Raw genomic sequence first — 19,075 nt, 5'->3', positions numbered from 1 at the left:
GAATAGTTAAATCATCTCAAACGTTTATCGAATTGTTTTTCCTATTGTCACAATGTCTCTTTGCTAAAAGAAGGGGTGTTCGTAAGCACACTTTCTACGAGTCAACCGTTTTGGCTTACGAATAACTAGTTTCCAACTTGAAGCAATTGGTGCGTGAGAAGTCCTTCGCAAACTTGTCCGTTCCAAAGTAGAGAGGCTGAAATCATTGCGACGATAAGAAAAATAATTCGTGAAATTCCACTCATATCTCATTACGTACGTTCCTCAATTCGTAATAGATATGATCCCTTTACTACTTCCCCTTCATCTTGCCTAGCTATTGTTTTACAAGAATTCCAAAAGGGCTTGTGAGCAATAGAAATTTTTTTCAAAATTGCGGAAAACCAATCGAATCGAAAGGAAGAGTTGATGAAGTCTCGAAGTAAACAAGTAAATATTGTGTTTTGGGTATCGGCAGTGACGGTATTGTTTTTCGTTCTGCTTGGTATTATGTTCCCAAAAGGATTTGCAAATGGAGCGGAAGCGGCATTCCAATTTACGACTGAAAATTTTGGCTGGTTTTACTTATTATCCGTTTTAGCTATGGTTATTTTCAGTCTATATATGGCCTTTAGTAAATTTGGAAAGATCCGCTTAGGCGGAGATCAGGAAAAGCTGCAATTTAGTCGATTTACATGGATTGCTATGTTGTTTTCTTGTGGTCTTGGAATTGCGCTCGTCTTTTATGGTGTAGGTGAACCAATGACCCATTTCTTTAATCCGCCGTCGGAAGATATAACATCCCAATCGGCTGAAGCTGCTCGAATTGCCATGGGACAAGCGTTTTTCCATTACGGATTAAGTATGTGGGCGATCTTTGCAGTTGTTGGTTTAGCTATTGCTTATTTTCAATTTCGAAAAAAGAAAAATGGACTTATTTCAACGTCGTTACAGCCACTGATGCCAAAAAATCGCAGTAGTCGAAGTATTAAAAATACAATTAATATATTAGCTATTGTTGCTACTGTTATGGGTGTAGCAACATCAGTTGGTATGGGTGTACTACAAACAAACGGTGGTTTAAATGCTGTTTTTAATACACCAATTCATTTTTGGGTTCAATTGGCGATTATCGCTATAATGACGCTTCTCTTTCTCTTGTCCTCAACATCTGGTTTAAACAAGGGAATCAAATGGTTAAGTAATGCGAACTTAGCTTTAGCCATATTATTAATGATTTTCGTATTTTTCGCAGGACCAACTGTATTTATAATGGAGACATTTACAGTTGCCATTGGAGATTATATTTCGAATTTCATTAGTTATTCATTAAATATGACACCATACAGTGGTGAGCATTGGGTACATGAATGGACGATCTTTTATTGGGCTTGGACCATTGCTTGGTCGCCATTCGTAGGAGCTTTCTTCGCACGTATTTCACGAGGACGGACGATTCGTGAATTTATAATCGGAGTCATGGTCGCACCAGCATTACTTTCGATGATGTGGATGGCTGTTTTTGGTGGAACATCTTTATATATGGATCTATTTAAAGGTTCCAATATTGCGACTGTAACCAATAATGATATTACATTGGCGATTTTTACACTGTTTGAAACGTTGCCAATTACGGAAATTTTATCAGTAGTCACCATTATATTAATCTTTACGTTTCTAATAACATCTGCAGACTCTGCAGCATATATTTTAAGTAGTATGTCCGAAAATGGAAGTACCAATCCGCCAATTGGTATGCGCATTGTTTGGGGAGTACTAATCAGTTCAATTGCATTAGTATTATTATCGACAAGTGGCCTAACAGGATTACAGTCAGCATCCCTTGTTGCAGCTCTGCCATTTACGGTTATTATCGTCTTTATGATGATTTCACTCGTTAAAGTCGTCTCAAAAGAAGTTGCTCCAAAAGCAGAAAAACAGAAGGTCAAAGTAAAAGAAAAACAAGTTAAACCTGTAAAAACGGGAATGAAGAAGAAAAAAGAACAAGATGTGCTTTCTGTCTGAAAATGAGGTAGCCGTTTAATTTCAAAATTCAAGCCGAGAATCTGTGGATTGATTTTTTATCATCGACAGTTTCTCGGCTTTCTTATTTTGTAAGGATAGCCCTTAGATTGTTTATAAAGTTTCATTATTGCAATAATTTAGTTCTCTATCTCTATTATAAAAGTGCTGTAAAATAGAGATGTATACATATTTACATTACTAGGGTGATCTAAGTGAATGGGAACTTTCGGTTGCGTTTATTTGCAATTATAATTATGTTTGCATCGGTCATCGCCATACGTTCGCGATGATCAATCATGTTAAACTTGAATCTCTTGTAAAAGAGAATAATCAGTTTCAAGTGGAACGTATTGAAGAAACGGTTCTTTATGCTTTAGAAAATTTAGATAAAGTATATTACTATTTTGATAGTGAAACTGCTGATCGAATGGAGTCAACAACCTATCGATTACTTAAATATTACGAAAAAAAGCCGAATGTTGACGAGTGGGATTTTCAAAAAACAACAAATCAGTTTCGTTATGCACCATACCATGGCGAAGATGTAGAAACATTATATAAACATGCCGATCAAGCTTTATATGATTCAAAGAAAAAAGGGAAAAATCAATTTTCGATTTATTTATAGATAAGGACGATAGAAGTATATGATGATTAAATGAAAACCTTGGTTACTTTTTTGGTCTCATCATCATATTCTGTGATGTTCACACAATTCCGGCAATAAGTTAGCGAGATTGATACTCAATCTAGAGTAGCTCCTTCGTCAGCTTGCAGACCACTAAGTGGGTAGAATGGAAGAGGTCAAGCGCTTTCCTTGACGGCTTCCATTCTAGCCACTACAATGCGGAAAGCTGATGAAGGGCATGGTTAAGCAACCTGATTTTTATAAGTTTTACCTGTACATTCCAAAAATACACGTAGTCGAAATCTTTCAAGGTTTCTGAAGCCAAAAGCACGTCTTTTGATGTTCTTAATCTTATGGTTTGTACCTTCAATCCGGCCATTCGTAAAAGGGGTAAGAAAATATTGTAAAATTTGTGCCTTCCAATTTTCTATCGTCTTGGCAACTTGATGAAATGAAGGAAATGGGCTGCTCCATGCGAGTTGAATCCATTCTTCTAAGAGTGAATCAGCTGTATCATAGTCATTCACTTGGTATATTTCTCTAAAGAGTTCTTTTAGAAAATAGGCATATGACAATTCTGAATGCTCTTTGAGCATCTCGTCTAATTGTTGTTTTTCATTAGCCGTTAACTTTTCAGAACCTTTCAAGAGTTTAAACCGTCCCTTTTTTAGTCCAGGAGTTTTCTTTCTAACTTGGTCAAGTGCATGTGTCACCTTTTGCACCACATGATATTTATCAATGACGATACAGGCCTCTGGGAATATAGATTTAACAGCTTTATGGAAGGGATCCCACATATCCATAACAACGGTATGAACGCATTTATCAGACAGAATCTTCTTGGCAAGTAAGATCTGAGTTGAACGATAACTCCGTTGATGTTCCATACCAAGCACACTCCCGGATTGGGTATCCATAAGAACTGTTTCATATCGGTGACCCTTTCGGACAGCGATCTCATCAAGGCTAAGGATTAATTCATTGTTTTCTAAAACACTTTCAAGAGTTTCTACATGCTCCTTCTCTTTTTCTTTAGCAACGGAATAAAATATTCTTTCAACGGTTGTATAAGGTATTTTTTCCTTTCGACTCACTTCTTGGATAGTAGAGCCAATGCACATTTCGTACAGATATTCTCTGTACCGATTGGTCTGATGCTTATTAGGACTGATAGATTCAAATGTTTGTGAAAATACCTCATTACAGTTGTGACAACGGTATCTATACACTCTGACAAATAAGAAAAGGGGCTTACCTAATACGGACAAGTCACGAACCTTTCTTGTCCGCCAGTCATGGACATGACTAGAAAAAAAACCGCAGTAAGAACAGCGTTCTTCTGTAGTATTTTTCTCAACATGTAACAAATTGCAATCTTCAAGAAACACTTGTTTAACAACTTCAAATTGCAAATCTAGTGATACGGAAAACACTTTAGAACCTCCTGTTATGTTAAGTGACGCTAACATTACTGCCAGGAATTCGTGAGTGTTTTCCCTATTTTTGGGTTAAATCACAAAATGTGGTGATGAATCTTTTTTTCAACTATATATAGAAAATATTTTTTAGTGTCAATGATTTTAATTTTTGAGAATGAATCGTGTTATTTTGATTGTGAGCGGTTTGCACCGATGTATCTGGACGTTTTGTAGAAGAAGTGATGGGAGTTCAATGAGGATAAGCTTAGTTATTGCGTTTTTATAGATGTTTATTATGAAGGACGTTTGCGGATGGCATTTTTGAAGCCGGAGGCAGGGAAACATTTAAAGCTGTAAGCGGGATTTTTAAAGTGATGCTTTAAGAATAGGTAGGTGATTCAAGCATACTGGATTTTACGGAAGGTGTTGAAAAAGGAGAACAAGGGAATGATGATAACCTGGAATAGGGGATTTATAATATGGATTTCGTATTCGTTATTGACAAAGGGAAATGAATTTATGTAAAAATTGGTATCTAAGAGGCTAGACGCGTGGAAAAACCCCTCCTGAAAGGCAATTGCCGGAGCTTCCAGCACGCCTATCCTTAAACTAGTCTTAGAAGACCTGACAGCATTTTTATTTAATATTTTGAAGCTCACTTTCAATAGAAATAACTTCAACATTTTGGACAAGTTCGCCTGTTTTTTTGGAATAATAGGCAATGTCCACCTCATCACCTGTAGCCGGGTCAATTAGTTTTTTATAACATTTTTTTAAATGTTTGCTTCCCCAAATAATAAGTGCATTGAAAACATGCTCTAAATCTTTTCCGCTTTGTGTTAATACATAGCGGTATCGAGGTGGATGCTGTGAATAAAGCTCTGATTGAACGAGGCCTTCTTCTTCTAAATATCTGAGACGTTCCGAAAGCAAATTAGAAGAAATTCCCGGTAAAGCTTTTTTAATTTCATTAAAAAGTGCATTTCCGTTTAAAATTTCATGAATAATTAACAGTGTCCAACGATCTCCAATGATATTAAGTGATTGCGCGATGTTGCAAGGGATATCATATCTTATTTTCATAAACTAATCTCCTCCATTTGTTACAATCCATTTTAACATAAAATAATTTAAAAGTGATTAAGTTGATTTTTTGAACTAAGTATATTAAAATGACTTTATGATAATAAAAAAGTGGGGGATAAAAATATGGCGCTATACTTAATTGAATCATCCTTAAATGGTATTGTATCAGCAAAAGAGGAATTAGATCAAAAAGTTTCAGAGCTTCAAGGAAAATTAAACGAAAATCAGGCATCATTAATTGAACTTCAAGTATCAAAGGATTTCTCACGCGCATTCTTTATTGTTGAAGCAGAAAATCAAAAAGCTGCCACTGAAACGTTAAAAGATATTCAGATACCTATTCATCTAGTAAAACAAGTTCGTCTTGTTGGAAAAGAACTCGAAGATGTAAAGAAAAATAATGAAGTTGTCAATTATTTGGTTGAATGGAATTTACCAGAAGATTTGACAATGGAACAATATTTGGAGAGAAAGAAGAAAAACTCTGTACATTATCAAGAAGTTCCTGAAGTAACATTTTCGAGAACTTATGTTTGTGAAGATATGACAAAATGCCTTTGCTTCTACGATGCACCAGATGAAGAGGCTGTTAAGCGTGCCCGCAACGCAGTAAAAACACCAATTGACTCCATTACGGAAATATTGGCAGATAAATAATCAATTTTAATCACCTTTTTTTAAGAGGCGGGGCTGTCCGATAAGTCCCTAAAATGAAGCAAGTGGAGAAAAACAATGCGTTTCTCTCCACTTGCTTGTGCGCCCGGCATGGGTGTAATCTATAGGGTGAAAGTCCCGAGCTGCGAAGGCAGAAGTAGCAGTTAGCTTAACGCAAGGGTGTCCGTGGTGACGCGGAATCTGAAGGAAGCGAGCGGCAAACTTCCGGTCTGAGGAACACGAACTTCATATGAGGCTAGGTATCACTGGGTGAGTTTGCAAGACAAAACAAAGCCCTTTCTGCCGAAGGTGATACAGAGTAAATGAAGCAGATGGATGGAAGGAAAGATTACACTCTTACCCGGGGAGGTCTGGCTGGCACGCCAAGTAACCTTGGTAACCTATCTAGTGATAGATAGCTGAACAGTCAGAAGTCAGCAGAGGTCATAGTATTAGTTGGTCTAGAACAACTAAGAAGGACCGAACAATTAAGAGAGAATAGCCCTTGGCATTCAGTGAGTCATGATGAACACAGAAAACGTAGTACCTCACTTGAGGGAGGAAGCGGTGAATCCCGTGGGAGATCTCTTGGAGGGTGGAGTGACCACTGGCATAAAGAGAACAGCTATTCACGGAAGTTATAAAGACTTGCGTCAATTATCTTAATTGAACCGCCGTATACGGAACCGTACGTACGGTGGTGTGAGAGGACGGGAGTTAATCGCTCCCTCCTACTCGATTTATATTTTTTCGATTTTTATCTGAAAGTAGCTTGCGGATGCCGGCTACTTTCAGGAAGTTGTAATAAGCCAAGCATTGGTTTATTGTCTTTTTTTCAAAGCTCTTTTGAAATACATATACAGGTTCATCTTTATCAAAAAAATAGGAGAGGCGGCAAAATAAAGATTGATTTTTTGAACCTAATATAATAAAATAACTTTAAACCGACTAAACACGTAGGAATTATTTATTTAATAATAATTGGAATGCCTGATTTCGGACATTATGAACGCGGGTGATGATTGAAATGAATAGTTTGGACGAAAAAGTTGAAACGTTGGAGCAGTTAATTGAAAAAGAATTGAAACCATATGTAAAAAAAATTGATGCGGAAGGTTTTTATCAGGAGCAATATTTGCGGGAGCTAGGGAAAGCTGGATTTTTCTCTACGAATCATAAGTCGCAAAAGGAATATATTTTACAAGAAATGAAAGTAGTAGAAGAAACAGCAAAATGGTGTATGACGACTGCATTTTGCCTATGGTGCCATCTGGCCGCTTTAACTTATGTGCGAAATTCCAATAATCTTTCATTAAAAAATAAATTGCTCCCTTTGTTGGAGAGTGGAAAAATTTTAGGTGCAACAGGCTTATCGAATCCGATGAAATATTATGCAGGACTTGAAAAATTGCACTTAAAGGCAAAACCTAAAGAAGATGGTTATATACTTTCAGGTGTTTTGCCGAATGTATCCAATCTAGGTGACAATCATTGGTTCGGTGTGATTGCTGAGGTGGATGAACACAAACGAATCATGTGCTTCATTCCGAGCAATGCAGAAGGATTAATATTAAAGGAAAAAAATGATTTTCTAGGTTTAAATGGAAGCGCAACATATTCTTGTACTTTTCAAGATGTTTTTGTCCCGAATCAGTGGGTTTTATCTGACGATGCGGATCTTTTTGTGGAGAAAATCCGCCCGGTTTTCATTTTATATCAAATACCTCTTGGTTTAGGTGTTATACGATCTTCCATCGCCTCCATTGAAAAGGTTATTAATAAACAAAATGGCTGCAACAGCTTTTTGAAAATACAGCCGGGTCAATTGAAAACACAAGAGCGCAAAATTCAAGATGACATTCATGCATTGTTCAGCGATCAAAGACTCGACTGGAAAGAAATTGCAAAGATACGTTTGGAAGCTGCTTATTTAACCCTTGAAGCTGTACAGGCAAACATGCTTCATCACGGAAGTGCCGGATATCTCATGCATAGTGCACCTTCCCGCAGACTCCGCGAAGCGTATTTCTTTGCTAATTTAACACCAACAGTGAAACATTTAGAAAAAGTTCTTCACTCATAAAAAATCCCTCATGGTTCTCCATAAGGGATTTTTTGTATGTGCTGGGCATCTGTACATTCGCCAAGCTTTAAAGCAGCAGCATTTTGTTTAAGACAAGGGTGTCTAGGGCGCCAAGATCTGAAGGAAGTCAGCAGCCAATTTTCGACTTGCGGAAAAGATGATCGATGTTTTATTCTTTCTCCTTTTTTTTCTTTAACCTTCCTTCGCGTCGAGCAGCGTCCCGCAATAAAAATTCAATATGGGAATTGACGCTGCGGAATTCCTCTTGCGCCCAACGTTCAATAACGGCATACAATTCAGGATCGATTCTTAAAGGGAAATTTTTCTTTTTTGCCATGGTGCGACACAACCATTAATATAGACTTCCGGTATTTATGACCGGCTGGGTGCCGCGATCGGAGATGATCGCAACCATTAAATTATTCACCATGTTAACCTTTCTTTCTTCATCAAGCTCAATCGTTCCGTCGCTAGCCAGCTGCTCGACAGCCATTTGGGCCATACTGACGGCTCCTTCGACAATCTTTTTTCTCGCAGATAAAACGGCGGCTGCCTGCTGGCGCTGAAGCATGGCGCTGGCAATTTCAGTCGAGTAAGCTAAATGAGTCAGTCTAGCTTCTATTACTTCAACTCCAGCGACGTTCAACCGTTCTTGCAATTCATCTGCCAGCTCTTTTGAAACAACATCGGCGTTGCCTCTTAATGTAATATTGTGGTCATCAAACGTATCGTAAGGATATTTCGTTGCTACATGACGAATGGCAGCCTCGCTTTGGATTTCCACGAATTCTTCATAATCATCCACATCAAAAGTTGCTTTTGCGGAATCGATTACTTTAAAGACGATGACCGAAGCAATTTCAATCGGATTCCCTTCCACATCGTTTACTTTTAGCTTTTTGCTGTTAAAATTTCGAACGCGAAGGGACACCTTTTGTCTAATAGTTAATGGAACCGTTAAGGCAAGGCCACTTTTCCGAATGCTTCCTAAATAACGTCCGAAGAAAATGACAACGTTTGCTTGATTCGGCTGTACAATGGTAAGACCGCTTCCAAGCAGTACGGCAAGAACAACCAATACAATTGCAAGAACAATAAACTCCTGGATAAATGTAAAAGCTGCTCCGAGCAAAAGTGCAACGATTAATACAATTCCAATAAACCCGTCAATAAACCATGCCTTTTTTTCTTTCAACTTTCATTGCCCCTCTCATATTATTTTTATATTAAAATGATATCACTTTTTGAAATAAATGTAAATATATATTGTCAAAAAATTTTGGCGAAAAACGTTTTTGGAGCTATGAAAATTCAATGAAAACCAAAATAAAAAACCTCAACTAACAACCATGCTAAACGTCATTTCGTTAGCAAGGGTTAGTCGAGGATTTAGGTTTAAATATATTTAGTTCATTATTGTTTGCATAGGTTCGTTTCTTTAGCATTAAAACAGAAAAATAAGACATACAATGAGGATGACAATGAACAATAAGGTATAAATCCATGTCAACGAGCGAACATTGCGAAAGGAGCTTGTTTCATATTCCCTTGACCTTGTAAGTTCATCATGGGGACTGTTCCCGATCGCTTTATATGTTTCTATTTTTTTTCCTACTTCTTTTCCGATAAACGCAGTTAAAATGAGTGCAAGTACACAAATAATAATGCCTACGGTCAATAACATACTATACATAAAACCATCTCCCTGTCTCTTTACATTGTGGTAGAGAATTTTGATAATCACCTGAAAATAGGAATTTATTTATGCTGAATATTATAAAATGCATCAGCAAATCTTTTTATTCCTTCATTTATATTTTCTTCATTTTCTCTTGCGAAGGTAAAACGGACATATTTTGTACTTGATCCAAGCGTTGAGCCCGGAACATAAATAACCCCGCGCTTGATCGACTCTTCTAGCAGCTGGATCTCATTAAAGTCTTTCTTTATTTTGCACCATAAATGAATGCCTCCTTGCGGGATATAAAAATCAACATCGTCTTTTAAGTAGAATCGAAGGCTTTTGACAATTTGATCCCTTCTGTTTTCGAGCCGTTTGACTAAGCAGTTGATATGGGCATCGAAGTCGTCAGATTCCAGAAAATCATTGGCAATCCATTGAGTAAAGCTGGCATGACCGAAATCCACTTGCTGTTTGGCATCAGACAATCTTTCAATCACAGGCTTTGGTCCAATAATCCAACCAATTCGCAAACCAGAAGCAACAATTTTCGACAATGAGCTGATATATAAGACATTTCCATGCTCATCCATTGATTTTAGCGGGTAGGTCTCTCCCCCATTAAAGGACGTTAAACTGTAAGGATCGTCTTCAACAATCGGTATTCCATACTCAGACGATATTTCCAATATTTTTTCCCGCCGGTTTTTATGAAGGAAAGCACCTGATGGATTTTGGAAAGCAGGATTTAAAAAGATCATCCTGATTCGATGTTTTTTATGCAATTGAAGCAAATCATCCGGGTTTATACCGTCTTTGTCAACTGGTAAATAGAAAGGTCTTATTCCGGTTGATTTAAAGACCGGGAGACTGTAATAATACGAAGGTTCTTCTAATGCTATCGCATCACCCGGCTTTAATAAGCATTGGACGATTAAATATAAAGCTTGCTGCGCTCCTGATGTGATGAGAATGGAAGACGGATTTGTCTCAATTCTCCGATATCGTTTCACATGCTTTGTGATAGTTTTTCTTAATATCTCATTCCCTTGAGGATGATCATATCCTAGGCTTCCGATAAATGACCTTGTCGAAATGATTTCTCGCAAGGAGTCGATTGGAAAAAGATCTTCCGACAATTCACCGCTAGCTAAATTGATTAGTTTATGCTCTTCCATCTCTTTGCGTATTCTCTGGGTCACAGGTAAATTCGGCAAGAACGATCCTGCCTCAATATACCGATTCCAGCTTGGTACACGCTTCTTTGTCATGCCCCATATATCTTTGCTGATTGTTGTTCCGCTTCCTCTCTTTCTCTCGATAAGTCCGTTTGATTCTAATTCGTCATATGCAGCCACAACTGTGCTTCTGTTTATTTGCAGCTTATTGGCCAAAAACCGTTCAGAAGGCAGCGGTTTATCAGGGGGAAATGTGCCATCCGCAATTCCATTTTCAATATATTCGGCCAGTTGTTTATATATAGGCTTTTTTGCATTTCGATCCGGTTTCCAGTCCATATGCTTCACCCTTTAGATTTGCTTGGCACTTCCTGCTATATGGCAAGTTAACCAGGTTCTTTGTTATTTATCTATAGAATGTTCCTATTGAACATAATCGAAAATGTTGTTATATCCATCAAAATTTGAACCTGTTCAAACATTAATTATAACGCTAGATGAAAGAATAATGCCCATCCAATTCAGTAACATTTTACCCATCCACTTTTATTTTAACTTGGAGTTTTTAGCACATGATTTGAACGCTGCTGAAAAATCATTATCTTTTGTAACATGGACGCAATGCTTAAAGCTGTCCTGCCCGATTTTTTCTTTACTTGAAGTTGAAAACCCTTAAAATAGATGTGCGATTTTCGGCAAATTTATTTCACTTTATGGTTCATCTTGGATAAATGGCTGTTGCAGTATTGAAATTGGATGATTGACAAAGTCTTTGATTGGATGGTCCAAAAATTTTTGAACATTTTTATTATGAATAATATACTCCAATTCAAACCGTTTCTCATATTTTACGCTTAATGCTTCTATAGAATTAAGTGTTGATAGTTAGTTCGACACTCAGCCACAGCTGTATTGTACAAAGGAGCATGCTAAGAAATTACCATTAAATTACTTCAGATGAGATATCACATGAAAAGCTCTCATGGAAAAACATAATCCAATTATTTTGAACTCTAATACATGGGCCGGCCCTTCTATGCTTAAAAAGAGGATTATTCAAAGTGTTTTCCTTCCTGTGCAGATTTTTTTATGGAAGATGAATAGGGGGCAACTTCCGAAGGTTATTGACTTTGAAGGTTCATGAGCTTCGGCATTTAAGATGGCTTTAGATTTTTCAATTTGGTGGAGGGGAAGAATATGTCGAACAGAGCACAAAAGGTTAAAGTTGCTGTTATACAAGCCTCATCTGTTATTATGGACCGGGACGCCACGACAAAAAAGGCGGTTAGCCTCATACATCAAGCTGCTGAAAAAGGAGCAAAGATTGTTGTATTTCCTGAAGCTTTTATTCCCGCTTATCCTAGAGGCTTATCTTTCGGTACAACGATTGGGAGCCGTTCGGCTGAAGGGAGGAAGGATTGGTATAGATACTGGAGCAATTCTGTAGCTGTTCCGGACGAAACGACGGAACAACTGGGCGAAGCGGCTCGAAAAGCAGGTGTCTACCTTGTGATAGGCGTTACAGAAAGGGATAATGAATTTAGCGGCGGGACTCTTTACTGTTCTGTTTTATTTTTCGATTCTGACGGACAGTTGTTAGGAAAACACCGCAAATTAAAACCGACTGCAGCAGAACGGATTGTTTGGGGGGAAGGGGATGGAAGCACATTACCAGTGTTTGACACCCCTTATGGAAGAATAGGGGCGCTAATCTGCTGGGAAAATTATATGCCGTTAGCAAGGGCTGCGATGTATGCACAAGGAATTCAAATTTATATTGCCCCAACGGCTGATGCAAGGGAAACTTGGCAGTCAACAATCCGCCACATTGCTTTGGAGGGGAGATGCTTTGTTTTGTCTGCCAATCAATATGTGACAAAAGATATGTATCCGAAAGATTTGGCTTGTTATGATGAACTTGCTTCTTCACCTGAAGTAATGAGCAGAGGTGGTAGCGCGATTGTTGGACCGTTGGGCGAATATGTGGCAGAGCCCGTATTTGGCAAGGAAGACATCATCATTGCAGAACTGGATATGAAACAAATCGCCTATAGCCAGTTTGATTTTGATCCTGTTGGGCATTATGCAAGACCTGATGTTTTTAAATTGCTAGTCAACAAAGAGAAGAAGACAACTATTGAGTGGAAAAATTAATCTCATGATGAGACTCGTTTCTACGATTGATCTCATTATTTATTTGAGATTTTGCAGTTCAATAAACAATAAGGGAAATAAAGAAATCCCTTGCTCCTTTACATTAAGAAAGCGTTTATTTTATAATTAGTGTAAAACAAACGTTCGAGTGGATTCGCTATTTTAAGAAATATTTTCCGGGAAATATCGAGCCCTCTGGCGAATGGGAATGATTTTGTCGAACTTAGCTGAGAGCTTGTTTAAAAAAGGAGATGCTCTTAATTGATAAAAATTAAGAAAATTGTTTTGCATATATTACAGATGCGTTTGAAAGCCCCATTTTCTACTAGCTATGGAGACATTCACGATCGCGAATTGTTGATCGTAGAAGTAAAGGATGATGATGGTGCAGCCGGTTTTGGAGAAGGGGTTGCTTTTTCCATTCCATGGTATACAGAAGAAACCGTGAAAACAACTGTGCACATGATCGAAGATTTCCTCATTCCGATTTTATCAAAGACGTCGTTTCATCATCCTCGTGAGTTGGCTGAATCGTTTCGTTTTATTCGCAGAAATTATATGGCAAAAGCGGCTTTGGAAGGTGCCGTGTGGGATCTATATGCAAAACAGCAAAATATACCTCTTTCACAAGCTCTCGGGGGAATGAAAAAAGAAGTTGAAGCTGGGGTGAGCATCGGTATTCAGCCAACAATAAAAGATTTAATCAGTCTTATTGAACAATATCAGGAGGAAGGATACAAGAGAGTAAAAATAAAGATTAAACCAGGTTGGGATATTGAAGTAGTTAAGGAAATACGGAAGCATTTTCCGAACTTGGATTTAATGGCTGATGCGAACAGTGCCTATACATTAAAAGATATAAATCATCTAAAACAATTGGATGAGTTTCAATTAATGATGATTGAGCAGCCTCTTGCGCACGATGATATTGTGGATCATAGCAAACTTCAAAAAGAATTGGACACACCGATCTGTTTAGATGAAAGTATTTGTTCCTTCGAAGATGCTCGAAAGGCTGTTGAACTTCGAAGCTGCAAAATTATGAATATAAAAATCGGCCGTGTTGGCGGTTTGACAGAAGCAAAAAAAATCCATGATTTTTGCAAAGAGCAAAATGTTCCAGTTTGGTGCGGAGGGATGCTTGAATCAGGGATTGGACGGGCCCATAATATAGCCTTAGCGACACTTGAACAATTCACACTGCCAGGAGATATATCCAGTTCATCTAAGTATTGGGAAGAAGATATTATTGAACCGGAAATATCGGTTTATAATGGAAAAATTGCCTTGCCTGATAACCCGGGGATCGGTTTTCATGTAAGCCGTGAAAAATTAAAAAAATACACTGTTGAAACGAAAGTATTTACCCTATAAACAAAATTATCCTCTGCATGTTTTGCAGAGGATGATTTTGTTTATTTTACAACCAATCTTGGCGCCGCCATAATGAGAATAACAGTAACGACAGCGCATAATACAAAGGCTCCTATCATCGTAATGCCGTTTACGATCAAAGAATAAACGACCGCTGACATTCCTTCTGGTGCATATTCTCCGAAGAAAAAGACACCGCTGATAAAATGCCAAAAATAACGTGCAAAAGCTCCGATGAAGACGCCAAAGATGATGAAAACAAGAGCAGAGCTTTTCTTTCCATCTTTCAGCTTATTTTGAATAGTTTTGCTGAAAAGACCGGCTAAACCGATAAAGGAAAAAGCTAGAAAATAGTCGATGAAGCCTTGAACAGGCGTCAGGATGTATGCATCACCTAATACAATTTGCAATAATCCCCATAAAAAGCCGGAAATGAAGCCAATCTTTGCACCGGATCGAAACGATAATATGAGTACAGGCACCATGGCAATGGATATAGAAATGGCTGATGATAATTGAATGGAAGGGAGAAGATCAAGTATAACTGCCAATGCTGCAAAGATTGCTGCTTCTATTAATAGTAATAAGCGATTTTTTTCCAAAAATAAAACCCCCTGTATATTATTTGCTATCAACAAATATCCATAAGGGGGAAAAAGGCTGTATCATGGATCAGTATACTTCCACATCCCTACGCTAGCATTAACTAACAGGTTCAAAGGGTCTGGACGAAATATCCGTCCACTCTCAGCATATAGCTCCCCTTGTGGATCTGTTGATATTCGAATCTTATGTCTATCATAATAGACTATAAGAAAATTGTCATTCTTTTTTCGCTATATTCAAATAAATTTAAACACGATAAAGCTGAAATGCAGCCTTTGGACAAAAAGTAATGAAAAAAGGGCGTTAACAATAAGAACTTTTTTCAGAATGGGGGTTTTGGTTTGAATCTTAAACGTGAGCGTTATGAAGTAGTGGATGTGGTGCGGGGGGCTGCGATATTTGGCATTTTACTTGTGAATATGGCGCATTTCAGCTATCCAGATGTATATTTATACCAAATAGGCAGCGAAAATTTTTTTACTGAAACATGGAGAACATGGGATTTTCTAACGAAAAATATTTTGGAAATATTTGTACAAATGAAGTTTATTACAATGTTCTCATTATTGTTCGGATTTGGAATCATCATCATGGAGGAACGGGCTTTAGGAAACGGCAGGAACTTTGTTTCTATATATATACGCAGACTGGTGGTGCTTTTTGTATTTGGACTAATTCATTCATTTTTCATTTGGGATGGAGACATTTTAATGGATTATGCTGTGCTGGGGTTTCTTCTCCTTTTTTTCCGGAAGTGTTCCTGGAAAACCCTTTTGGTATGGACTGTATGTTTATTTAGTTTATATTTGCTCCTTATTGGTTTGATGACGGCTGTATCCAATGGTGAGGATGCTTTAGTCCAAAAAAGAGAGCAGGCTGCCTTATTGGAAGAGGAGGCAAGAAACGCAATCCATTCATATCAAAACGGAAGTTTTACTGATATTTTCCATCAGCGTATTCATGATCGGCTTTTTTACATGTCTATGTCTGGCTTGTGGCCTTTTCAACCGCTTGTCTATATAATAAACATGCTCCCATATATCAGCATGTTTTTAGTTGGCATGATATTTGCGAAACAAAAGCTTTTTCAAGAACCGGAGAAGCATCGAAGGTTATTAACAGCCATCTGGTTTTTCGGGCTTATCATTGGGCTTCCGTTAAATATTTTTGCGGTCACCGCTAAAAATAGTTTTTACATGGTGTTCGGTGCACCATTTCTCATGTTGTTTTATGTGATCTCTCTCATATTTTTATATTTTCACCCAATCTGTCGGCAAATTGTTAAGAAGATTGCGCCTGTTGGACGCATGTCATTGACAAATTACATCATGCAATCTGTTATTTGTACATATCTTTTTTATCATTACGGATTGGGATTGTACGGTAAAGTATACCCCTTCGCCGGTTTTTGGCTTGCACTCGCAATTTTTGCCGTGCAGCTTATCATCAGCCATATTTGGTTTAAATATTTTCAATTAGGGCCGTTGGAGTGGGTATGGAGAACAGCGATGTATTTCAAGCGCCAGCCTATTCGCATGAAAAAGGAAGTTTCGAAGCATAATAACAGATCAAGATGAATTGTAAAAATGTAGTTTCAAATCTCAGATTTTGAGTTTATGATAGCTCTTTCTTTTTGAAAATAATTTATAGTATGATGGAACAAAGGAGTGTCTAGGCAACATGTTTCTACAAGCAATTTTTATTTTTTTGCTGCAATTATTGTATGTACCAGTATTGACGATCCGAACTATTTTGTTAGTGAAAAATCAAACAAAGGCTGCTGCTGGTATAGGTTTGCTAGAAGCAGCGATTTATATTGTCGCTTTAGGAATAGTTTTTCAAGATTTATCTAATATTTACAATATTAGTGCATATATTATCGGTTTTGGTGCAGGGCTGTTGTTGGGCGGTGAACTGGAGAAAAAGCTGGCTTTTGGATATGTAACATACAATGTGAATTTAATGGATAAAAATTCCGGATTAGTCAAAAAATTGAGGGAGGCTGGTTTTGGGGTTACGGTCTTTCAAGGAGAAGGAATGAATTCGATTAGGTATCGTTTGGAAGTTGTTGCTCAACGCTCTCGGGAGGAAGAATTTTTAAACCTTGTCAATGAAATAGAACCAAAAGCGTTTTTAAGCTCGTATGAAATTCGTTCTTTTAAAGGTGGATATTTAACAAAAGCGATGAAAAAGCGGGTAAAGCGTTTAGAAAAAGGACGAACATAACGGTCGAAGGGAGGGTGAAGCGTGGATATATTTGCAAAAATTGCTGAGGATCGGATCAAAAAGGCATATGAAGAGGGAGAGTTTAAAGAACTTCCCGGGATGGGGAAGCCTCTCCCGCATGACGATTTGTCTGATATTCCGGAAGAACTCCGAATGGCTTATCGTCTTTTGAGAAACGCCGGAATGGTCGATCAAGAAAATGACTTGAAAAAGGAACTATTAACTATTCAAGATTTACTAAAATGCTGTGAAGATGAAGCCGAAAGGAAAAAATTACAACAAAAGCTGTCGGAAAAACAATTAGCATTGGAACGAATCGTGAAGAAAAGGAATATATTCAACACACCTGCATCTCAATTTTATAAAGATAAAGTTTATAAAAAGCTTATTTGACGTTTTCGAAAAAGAATGGTGCCTTTATTTTCGCCATTCTTTTAAATTTGCTGTTTTTTCAAGGCTTCTCTATGGAAGACATAATATAAAGCAAGATTGAAAAAACCTAAGAAAATGACTATCACCGAAAGCGGCAGCTCCTTTGCAAAACCGACCAAAATTCCAGACAATAAACAGAAGAGAGCAACGAATAAATAAAAATATTTCATAAGTGTCACGACCATTTTTTTGACCCCCAAACAAAGAAAACGTTTTCTTTTATTATAAATCATTTGTCACAAAAACGAAACAAAAAATTCACATTTTGTTCAAAAAATAGACACCGTTTTGACAAAAAGTTATTATACAAAAAGCAGCTTATACTGAATTTATAAAGCTGCTTTAAAGTAAAAACGATTTCTTCTGAAATCTGGCATCTAAACAACAAGGAGGTCTATCTTTATTTTTCTCCTGCAAAAGAAAAAGAGAATGATGAAAATGGAGCGCGTACACGATTCGCCTGCTTTAGAATCCAAGCTAAACCTCTGATGGATGGCAGATTGGGCGGTTCCTAATGTGACTCGAACATCGTTTTGAGAAGCGTATAGAACCACATATAACAAATCAACTGAAGCAAGCTGATGAGGACAGCAGCTGCGAGTTTTCACAACACTTCAACATCGCTAAGTTAAACACTAATTGCCGTCATTTGCACAAGCCCATTCGCAACGAGCAGCAGAAAGCTCAATTCACTTAAAGAGTGCTCTTTCGTAGGTTCCCCAATTCCTCTGCAATTGCTTGCATTTCGCTGGGGCTGAAAGTATTTTTTTTCATTACATGGTCATAAATTTCTTTTAGGTCTTCATACATATTTACATTAAAATGTGTTGGTTGAACTGCACTGATGTTGATCATATTCAATTTTTCTGTAATTTTTTTAATCATGTATTCCATATTTTCTGCTGATTTTTCACATAAATTCAATTGATTTCATCCTCTCGTTTTTTTATTTGTTTCATTGTATCATGTATTATGAAAGATTGAATATTATGATCAAAAAAATTGATCTTTCCAAACTATTCTTTGCAGCTTATGAAAAAACGATTGAAGCAATGGTTTCAGGAGGTTTCAGCAATGATAAAAGTACTTTTTGTTTGTTTAGGAAATATATGCCGTTCGCCAATGGCTGAGGCGGTTTTTCGTGATTTAGTTAAACGGGAAGGTCTGGAAGATAAAATTTTTGTCGATTCAGCGGGAACGGGAGGCTGGCATGTAGGAAGCCCGCCGCATAGAGGGACTCGAGAAATATTAGACCGTTACCAAATTTCTTATGAAGGTTTAAAAGCACGTCAAATTCATAAGAATGATTTATCAGATTTTGATTATATTATTGCCATGGATGGAGAAAACTTAGGAAATTTGCGCCGGATGGCAGGATATAACAATACGGGTGAAATCAGTCGTTTAATGGATTTCGTACCAGATGCTGATATTTTGGACGTCCCTGATCCGTATTATACTGGGAACTTTGAAGAGGTTTATGACATGGTTGTCAAAGGCTGCAAAGGGCTGCTCCAGAAGATCAAAGAAGAACACCATCTTTCGTAGAAG

General features: G+C 37.5%; 19 protein-coding genes and 1 riboswitch. Of the genes, 10 read left to right on the top strand and 9 right to left on the bottom strand.

Features of this window, described 5'->3' with window-relative positions; genetic code table 11:
• Positions 1 to 408 precede the first annotated feature (408 nt).
• Both NSU19_RS16840 and NSU19_RS16835 read left to right on the top strand, forming a co-directional pair.
• On the top strand, positions 409 to 2,004 hold the full coding sequence (locus tag NSU19_RS16840) for a BCCT family transporter (RefSeq protein WP_339197516.1): 1,596 nt from the start codon (positions 409 to 411) through the stop codon (positions 2,002 to 2,004).
• Between the two features lie 340 nt (positions 2,005 to 2,344).
• Positions 2,345 to 2,632: a diguanylate cyclase gene (locus tag NSU19_RS16835; RefSeq protein ID WP_048622530.1), complete on the top strand. Its 288-nt coding sequence runs from the start codon at positions 2,345 to 2,347 to the stop codon at positions 2,630 to 2,632.
• A gap of 242 nt (positions 2,633 to 2,874) precedes the next feature.
• Here NSU19_RS16835 and NSU19_RS16830 read toward each other — a convergent pair whose 3' ends face one another.
• Together NSU19_RS16830 and NSU19_RS16825 are read right to left on the bottom strand one after the other, a co-directional pair.
• On the bottom strand, positions 2,875 to 4,065 hold the full coding sequence (locus NSU19_RS16830; RefSeq protein ID WP_339197512.1) for an ISL3 family transposase: 1,191 nt from the start codon (positions 4,063 to 4,065) through the stop codon (positions 2,875 to 2,877).
• Between the two features lie 621 nt (positions 4,066 to 4,686).
• Complete coding sequence (locus tag NSU19_RS16825) at positions 4,687 to 5,133, bottom strand: helix-turn-helix domain-containing protein (RefSeq protein WP_066247718.1); 447 nt, start codon at positions 5,131 to 5,133, stop codon at positions 4,687 to 4,689.
• 126 nt (positions 5,134 to 5,259) lie between these two features.
• On the opposite strand from NSU19_RS16825, the gene NSU19_RS16820 reads away from it, so the two are divergent.
• Together NSU19_RS16820 and NSU19_RS16815 are read left to right on the top strand one after the other, a co-directional pair.
• Positions 5,260 to 5,793 (top strand): DUF4242 domain-containing protein, encoded by a 534-nt coding sequence (locus tag NSU19_RS16820; protein ID WP_063386785.1) that lies wholly within the window; start codon positions 5,260 to 5,262, stop codon positions 5,791 to 5,793.
• Positions 5,794 to 6,817: 1,024 nt separating this feature from the next.
• On the top strand, positions 6,818 to 7,873 hold the full coding sequence (locus tag NSU19_RS16815; RefSeq protein ID WP_311066519.1) for an acyl-CoA dehydrogenase family protein: 1,056 nt from the start codon (positions 6,818 to 6,820) through the stop codon (positions 7,871 to 7,873).
• A gap of 169 nt (positions 7,874 to 8,042) precedes the next feature.
• Here the strand turns inward: NSU19_RS16815 and NSU19_RS16810 are convergent, their stop codons facing one another.
• The 4 genes from NSU19_RS16810 to NSU19_RS16795 all read right to left on the bottom strand — a co-directional run bounded on the left by NSU19_RS16810 (position 8,043) and on the right by NSU19_RS16795 (position 11,071).
• Positions 8,043 to 8,210 carry an Arc family DNA-binding protein gene (locus NSU19_RS16810; RefSeq protein WP_065095528.1) on the bottom strand — a complete coding sequence of 56 codons (168 nt, stop codon included), beginning with the start codon at positions 8,208 to 8,210 and terminating at the stop codon, positions 8,043 to 8,045.
• A gap of 15 nt (positions 8,211 to 8,225) precedes the next feature.
• A complete protein-coding gene (locus tag NSU19_RS16805; protein ID WP_339197507.1) occupies positions 8,226 to 9,068 on the bottom strand; it encodes an SPFH domain-containing protein in 843 nt (280 codons plus the stop codon).
• A 249-nt stretch (positions 9,069 to 9,317) separates the two neighbouring features.
• On the bottom strand, positions 9,318 to 9,566 hold the full coding sequence (locus NSU19_RS16800) for a hypothetical protein (protein ID WP_339197505.1): 249 nt from the start codon (positions 9,564 to 9,566) through the stop codon (positions 9,318 to 9,320).
• Between the two features lie 65 nt (positions 9,567 to 9,631).
• Positions 9,632 to 11,071 (bottom strand): PLP-dependent aminotransferase family protein, encoded by a 1,440-nt coding sequence (locus tag NSU19_RS16795; protein WP_339197502.1) that lies wholly within the window; start codon positions 11,069 to 11,071, stop codon positions 9,632 to 9,634.
• A gap of 858 nt (positions 11,072 to 11,929) precedes the next feature.
• On the opposite strand from NSU19_RS16795, the gene NSU19_RS16790 reads away from it, so the two are divergent.
• Complete coding sequence (locus tag NSU19_RS16790; protein WP_063386780.1) at positions 11,930 to 12,886, top strand: carbon-nitrogen hydrolase family protein; 957 nt, start codon at positions 11,930 to 11,932, stop codon at positions 12,884 to 12,886.
• A 264-nt stretch (positions 12,887 to 13,150) separates the two neighbouring features.
• A complete protein-coding gene (gene menC / locus NSU19_RS16785; RefSeq protein WP_327873290.1) occupies positions 13,151 to 14,260 on the top strand; it encodes an o-succinylbenzoate synthase in 1,110 nt (369 codons plus the stop codon).
• Positions 14,261 to 14,301: 41 nt separating this feature from the next.
• Here the strand turns inward: menC and thiT are convergent, their stop codons facing one another.
• Positions 14,302 to 14,862 carry an energy-coupled thiamine transporter ThiT gene (gene thiT, locus NSU19_RS16780; protein ID WP_066247732.1) on the bottom strand — a complete coding sequence of 187 codons (561 nt, stop codon included), beginning with the start codon at positions 14,860 to 14,862 and terminating at the stop codon, positions 14,302 to 14,304.
• Positions 14,863 to 14,931: 69 nt separating this feature from the next.
• Positions 14,932 to 15,035: riboswitch (TPP riboswitch) on the bottom strand.
• Positions 15,036 to 15,207: 172 nt separating this feature from the next.
• Between thiT and NSU19_RS16775 the strand changes: the two genes are divergently transcribed.
• The 3 genes from NSU19_RS16775 to NSU19_RS16765 all read left to right on the top strand — a co-directional run bounded on the left by NSU19_RS16775 (position 15,208) and on the right by NSU19_RS16765 (position 17,485).
• Entirely contained in the window at positions 15,208 to 16,443 is a 1,236-nt protein-coding gene (locus NSU19_RS16775) for a DUF418 domain-containing protein (RefSeq protein WP_339197498.1), read from the top strand.
• 103 nt (positions 16,444 to 16,546) lie between these two features.
• A complete protein-coding gene (locus NSU19_RS16770) occupies positions 16,547 to 17,092 on the top strand; it encodes a DUF2179 domain-containing protein (protein WP_327863655.1) in 546 nt (181 codons plus the stop codon).
• A 21-nt stretch (positions 17,093 to 17,113) separates the two neighbouring features.
• Positions 17,114 to 17,485, top strand: a complete 372-nt coding sequence (locus NSU19_RS16765; protein WP_339193364.1) for a DUF1992 domain-containing protein — start codon at positions 17,114 to 17,116, stop codon at positions 17,483 to 17,485.
• A gap of 41 nt (positions 17,486 to 17,526) precedes the next feature.
• Here NSU19_RS16765 and NSU19_RS16760 read toward each other — a convergent pair whose 3' ends face one another.
• Both NSU19_RS16760 and NSU19_RS16755 read right to left on the bottom strand, forming a co-directional pair.
• The gene (locus tag NSU19_RS16760; RefSeq protein WP_063386775.1) at positions 17,527 to 17,709 is read right to left on the bottom strand and encodes a hypothetical protein; all 183 of its coding nucleotides are present in this window, start codon (positions 17,707 to 17,709) and stop codon (positions 17,527 to 17,529) included.
• Between the two features lie 508 nt (positions 17,710 to 18,217).
• Positions 18,218 to 18,448: a DUF1128 domain-containing protein gene (locus NSU19_RS16755; protein WP_063386774.1), complete on the bottom strand. Its 231-nt coding sequence runs from the start codon at positions 18,446 to 18,448 to the stop codon at positions 18,218 to 18,220.
• Between the two features lie 150 nt (positions 18,449 to 18,598).
• Here NSU19_RS16755 and NSU19_RS16750 point away from each other — a divergent pair, with 150 nt between their 5' ends.
• Positions 18,599 to 19,072: a low molecular weight protein-tyrosine-phosphatase gene (locus NSU19_RS16750; RefSeq protein ID WP_130156865.1), complete on the top strand. Its 474-nt coding sequence runs from the start codon at positions 18,599 to 18,601 to the stop codon at positions 19,070 to 19,072.
• Positions 19,073 to 19,075: the final 3 nt, after the last annotated feature.

It is taken from the genome of Aeribacillus sp. FSL k6-2211 (assembly GCF_037966125.1).
Lineage (GTDB): Bacteria > Bacillota > Bacilli > Bacillales > Aeribacillaceae > Aeribacillus > Aeribacillus composti.
This window is presented reverse-complemented; position numbering and strand designations above follow the sequence as displayed.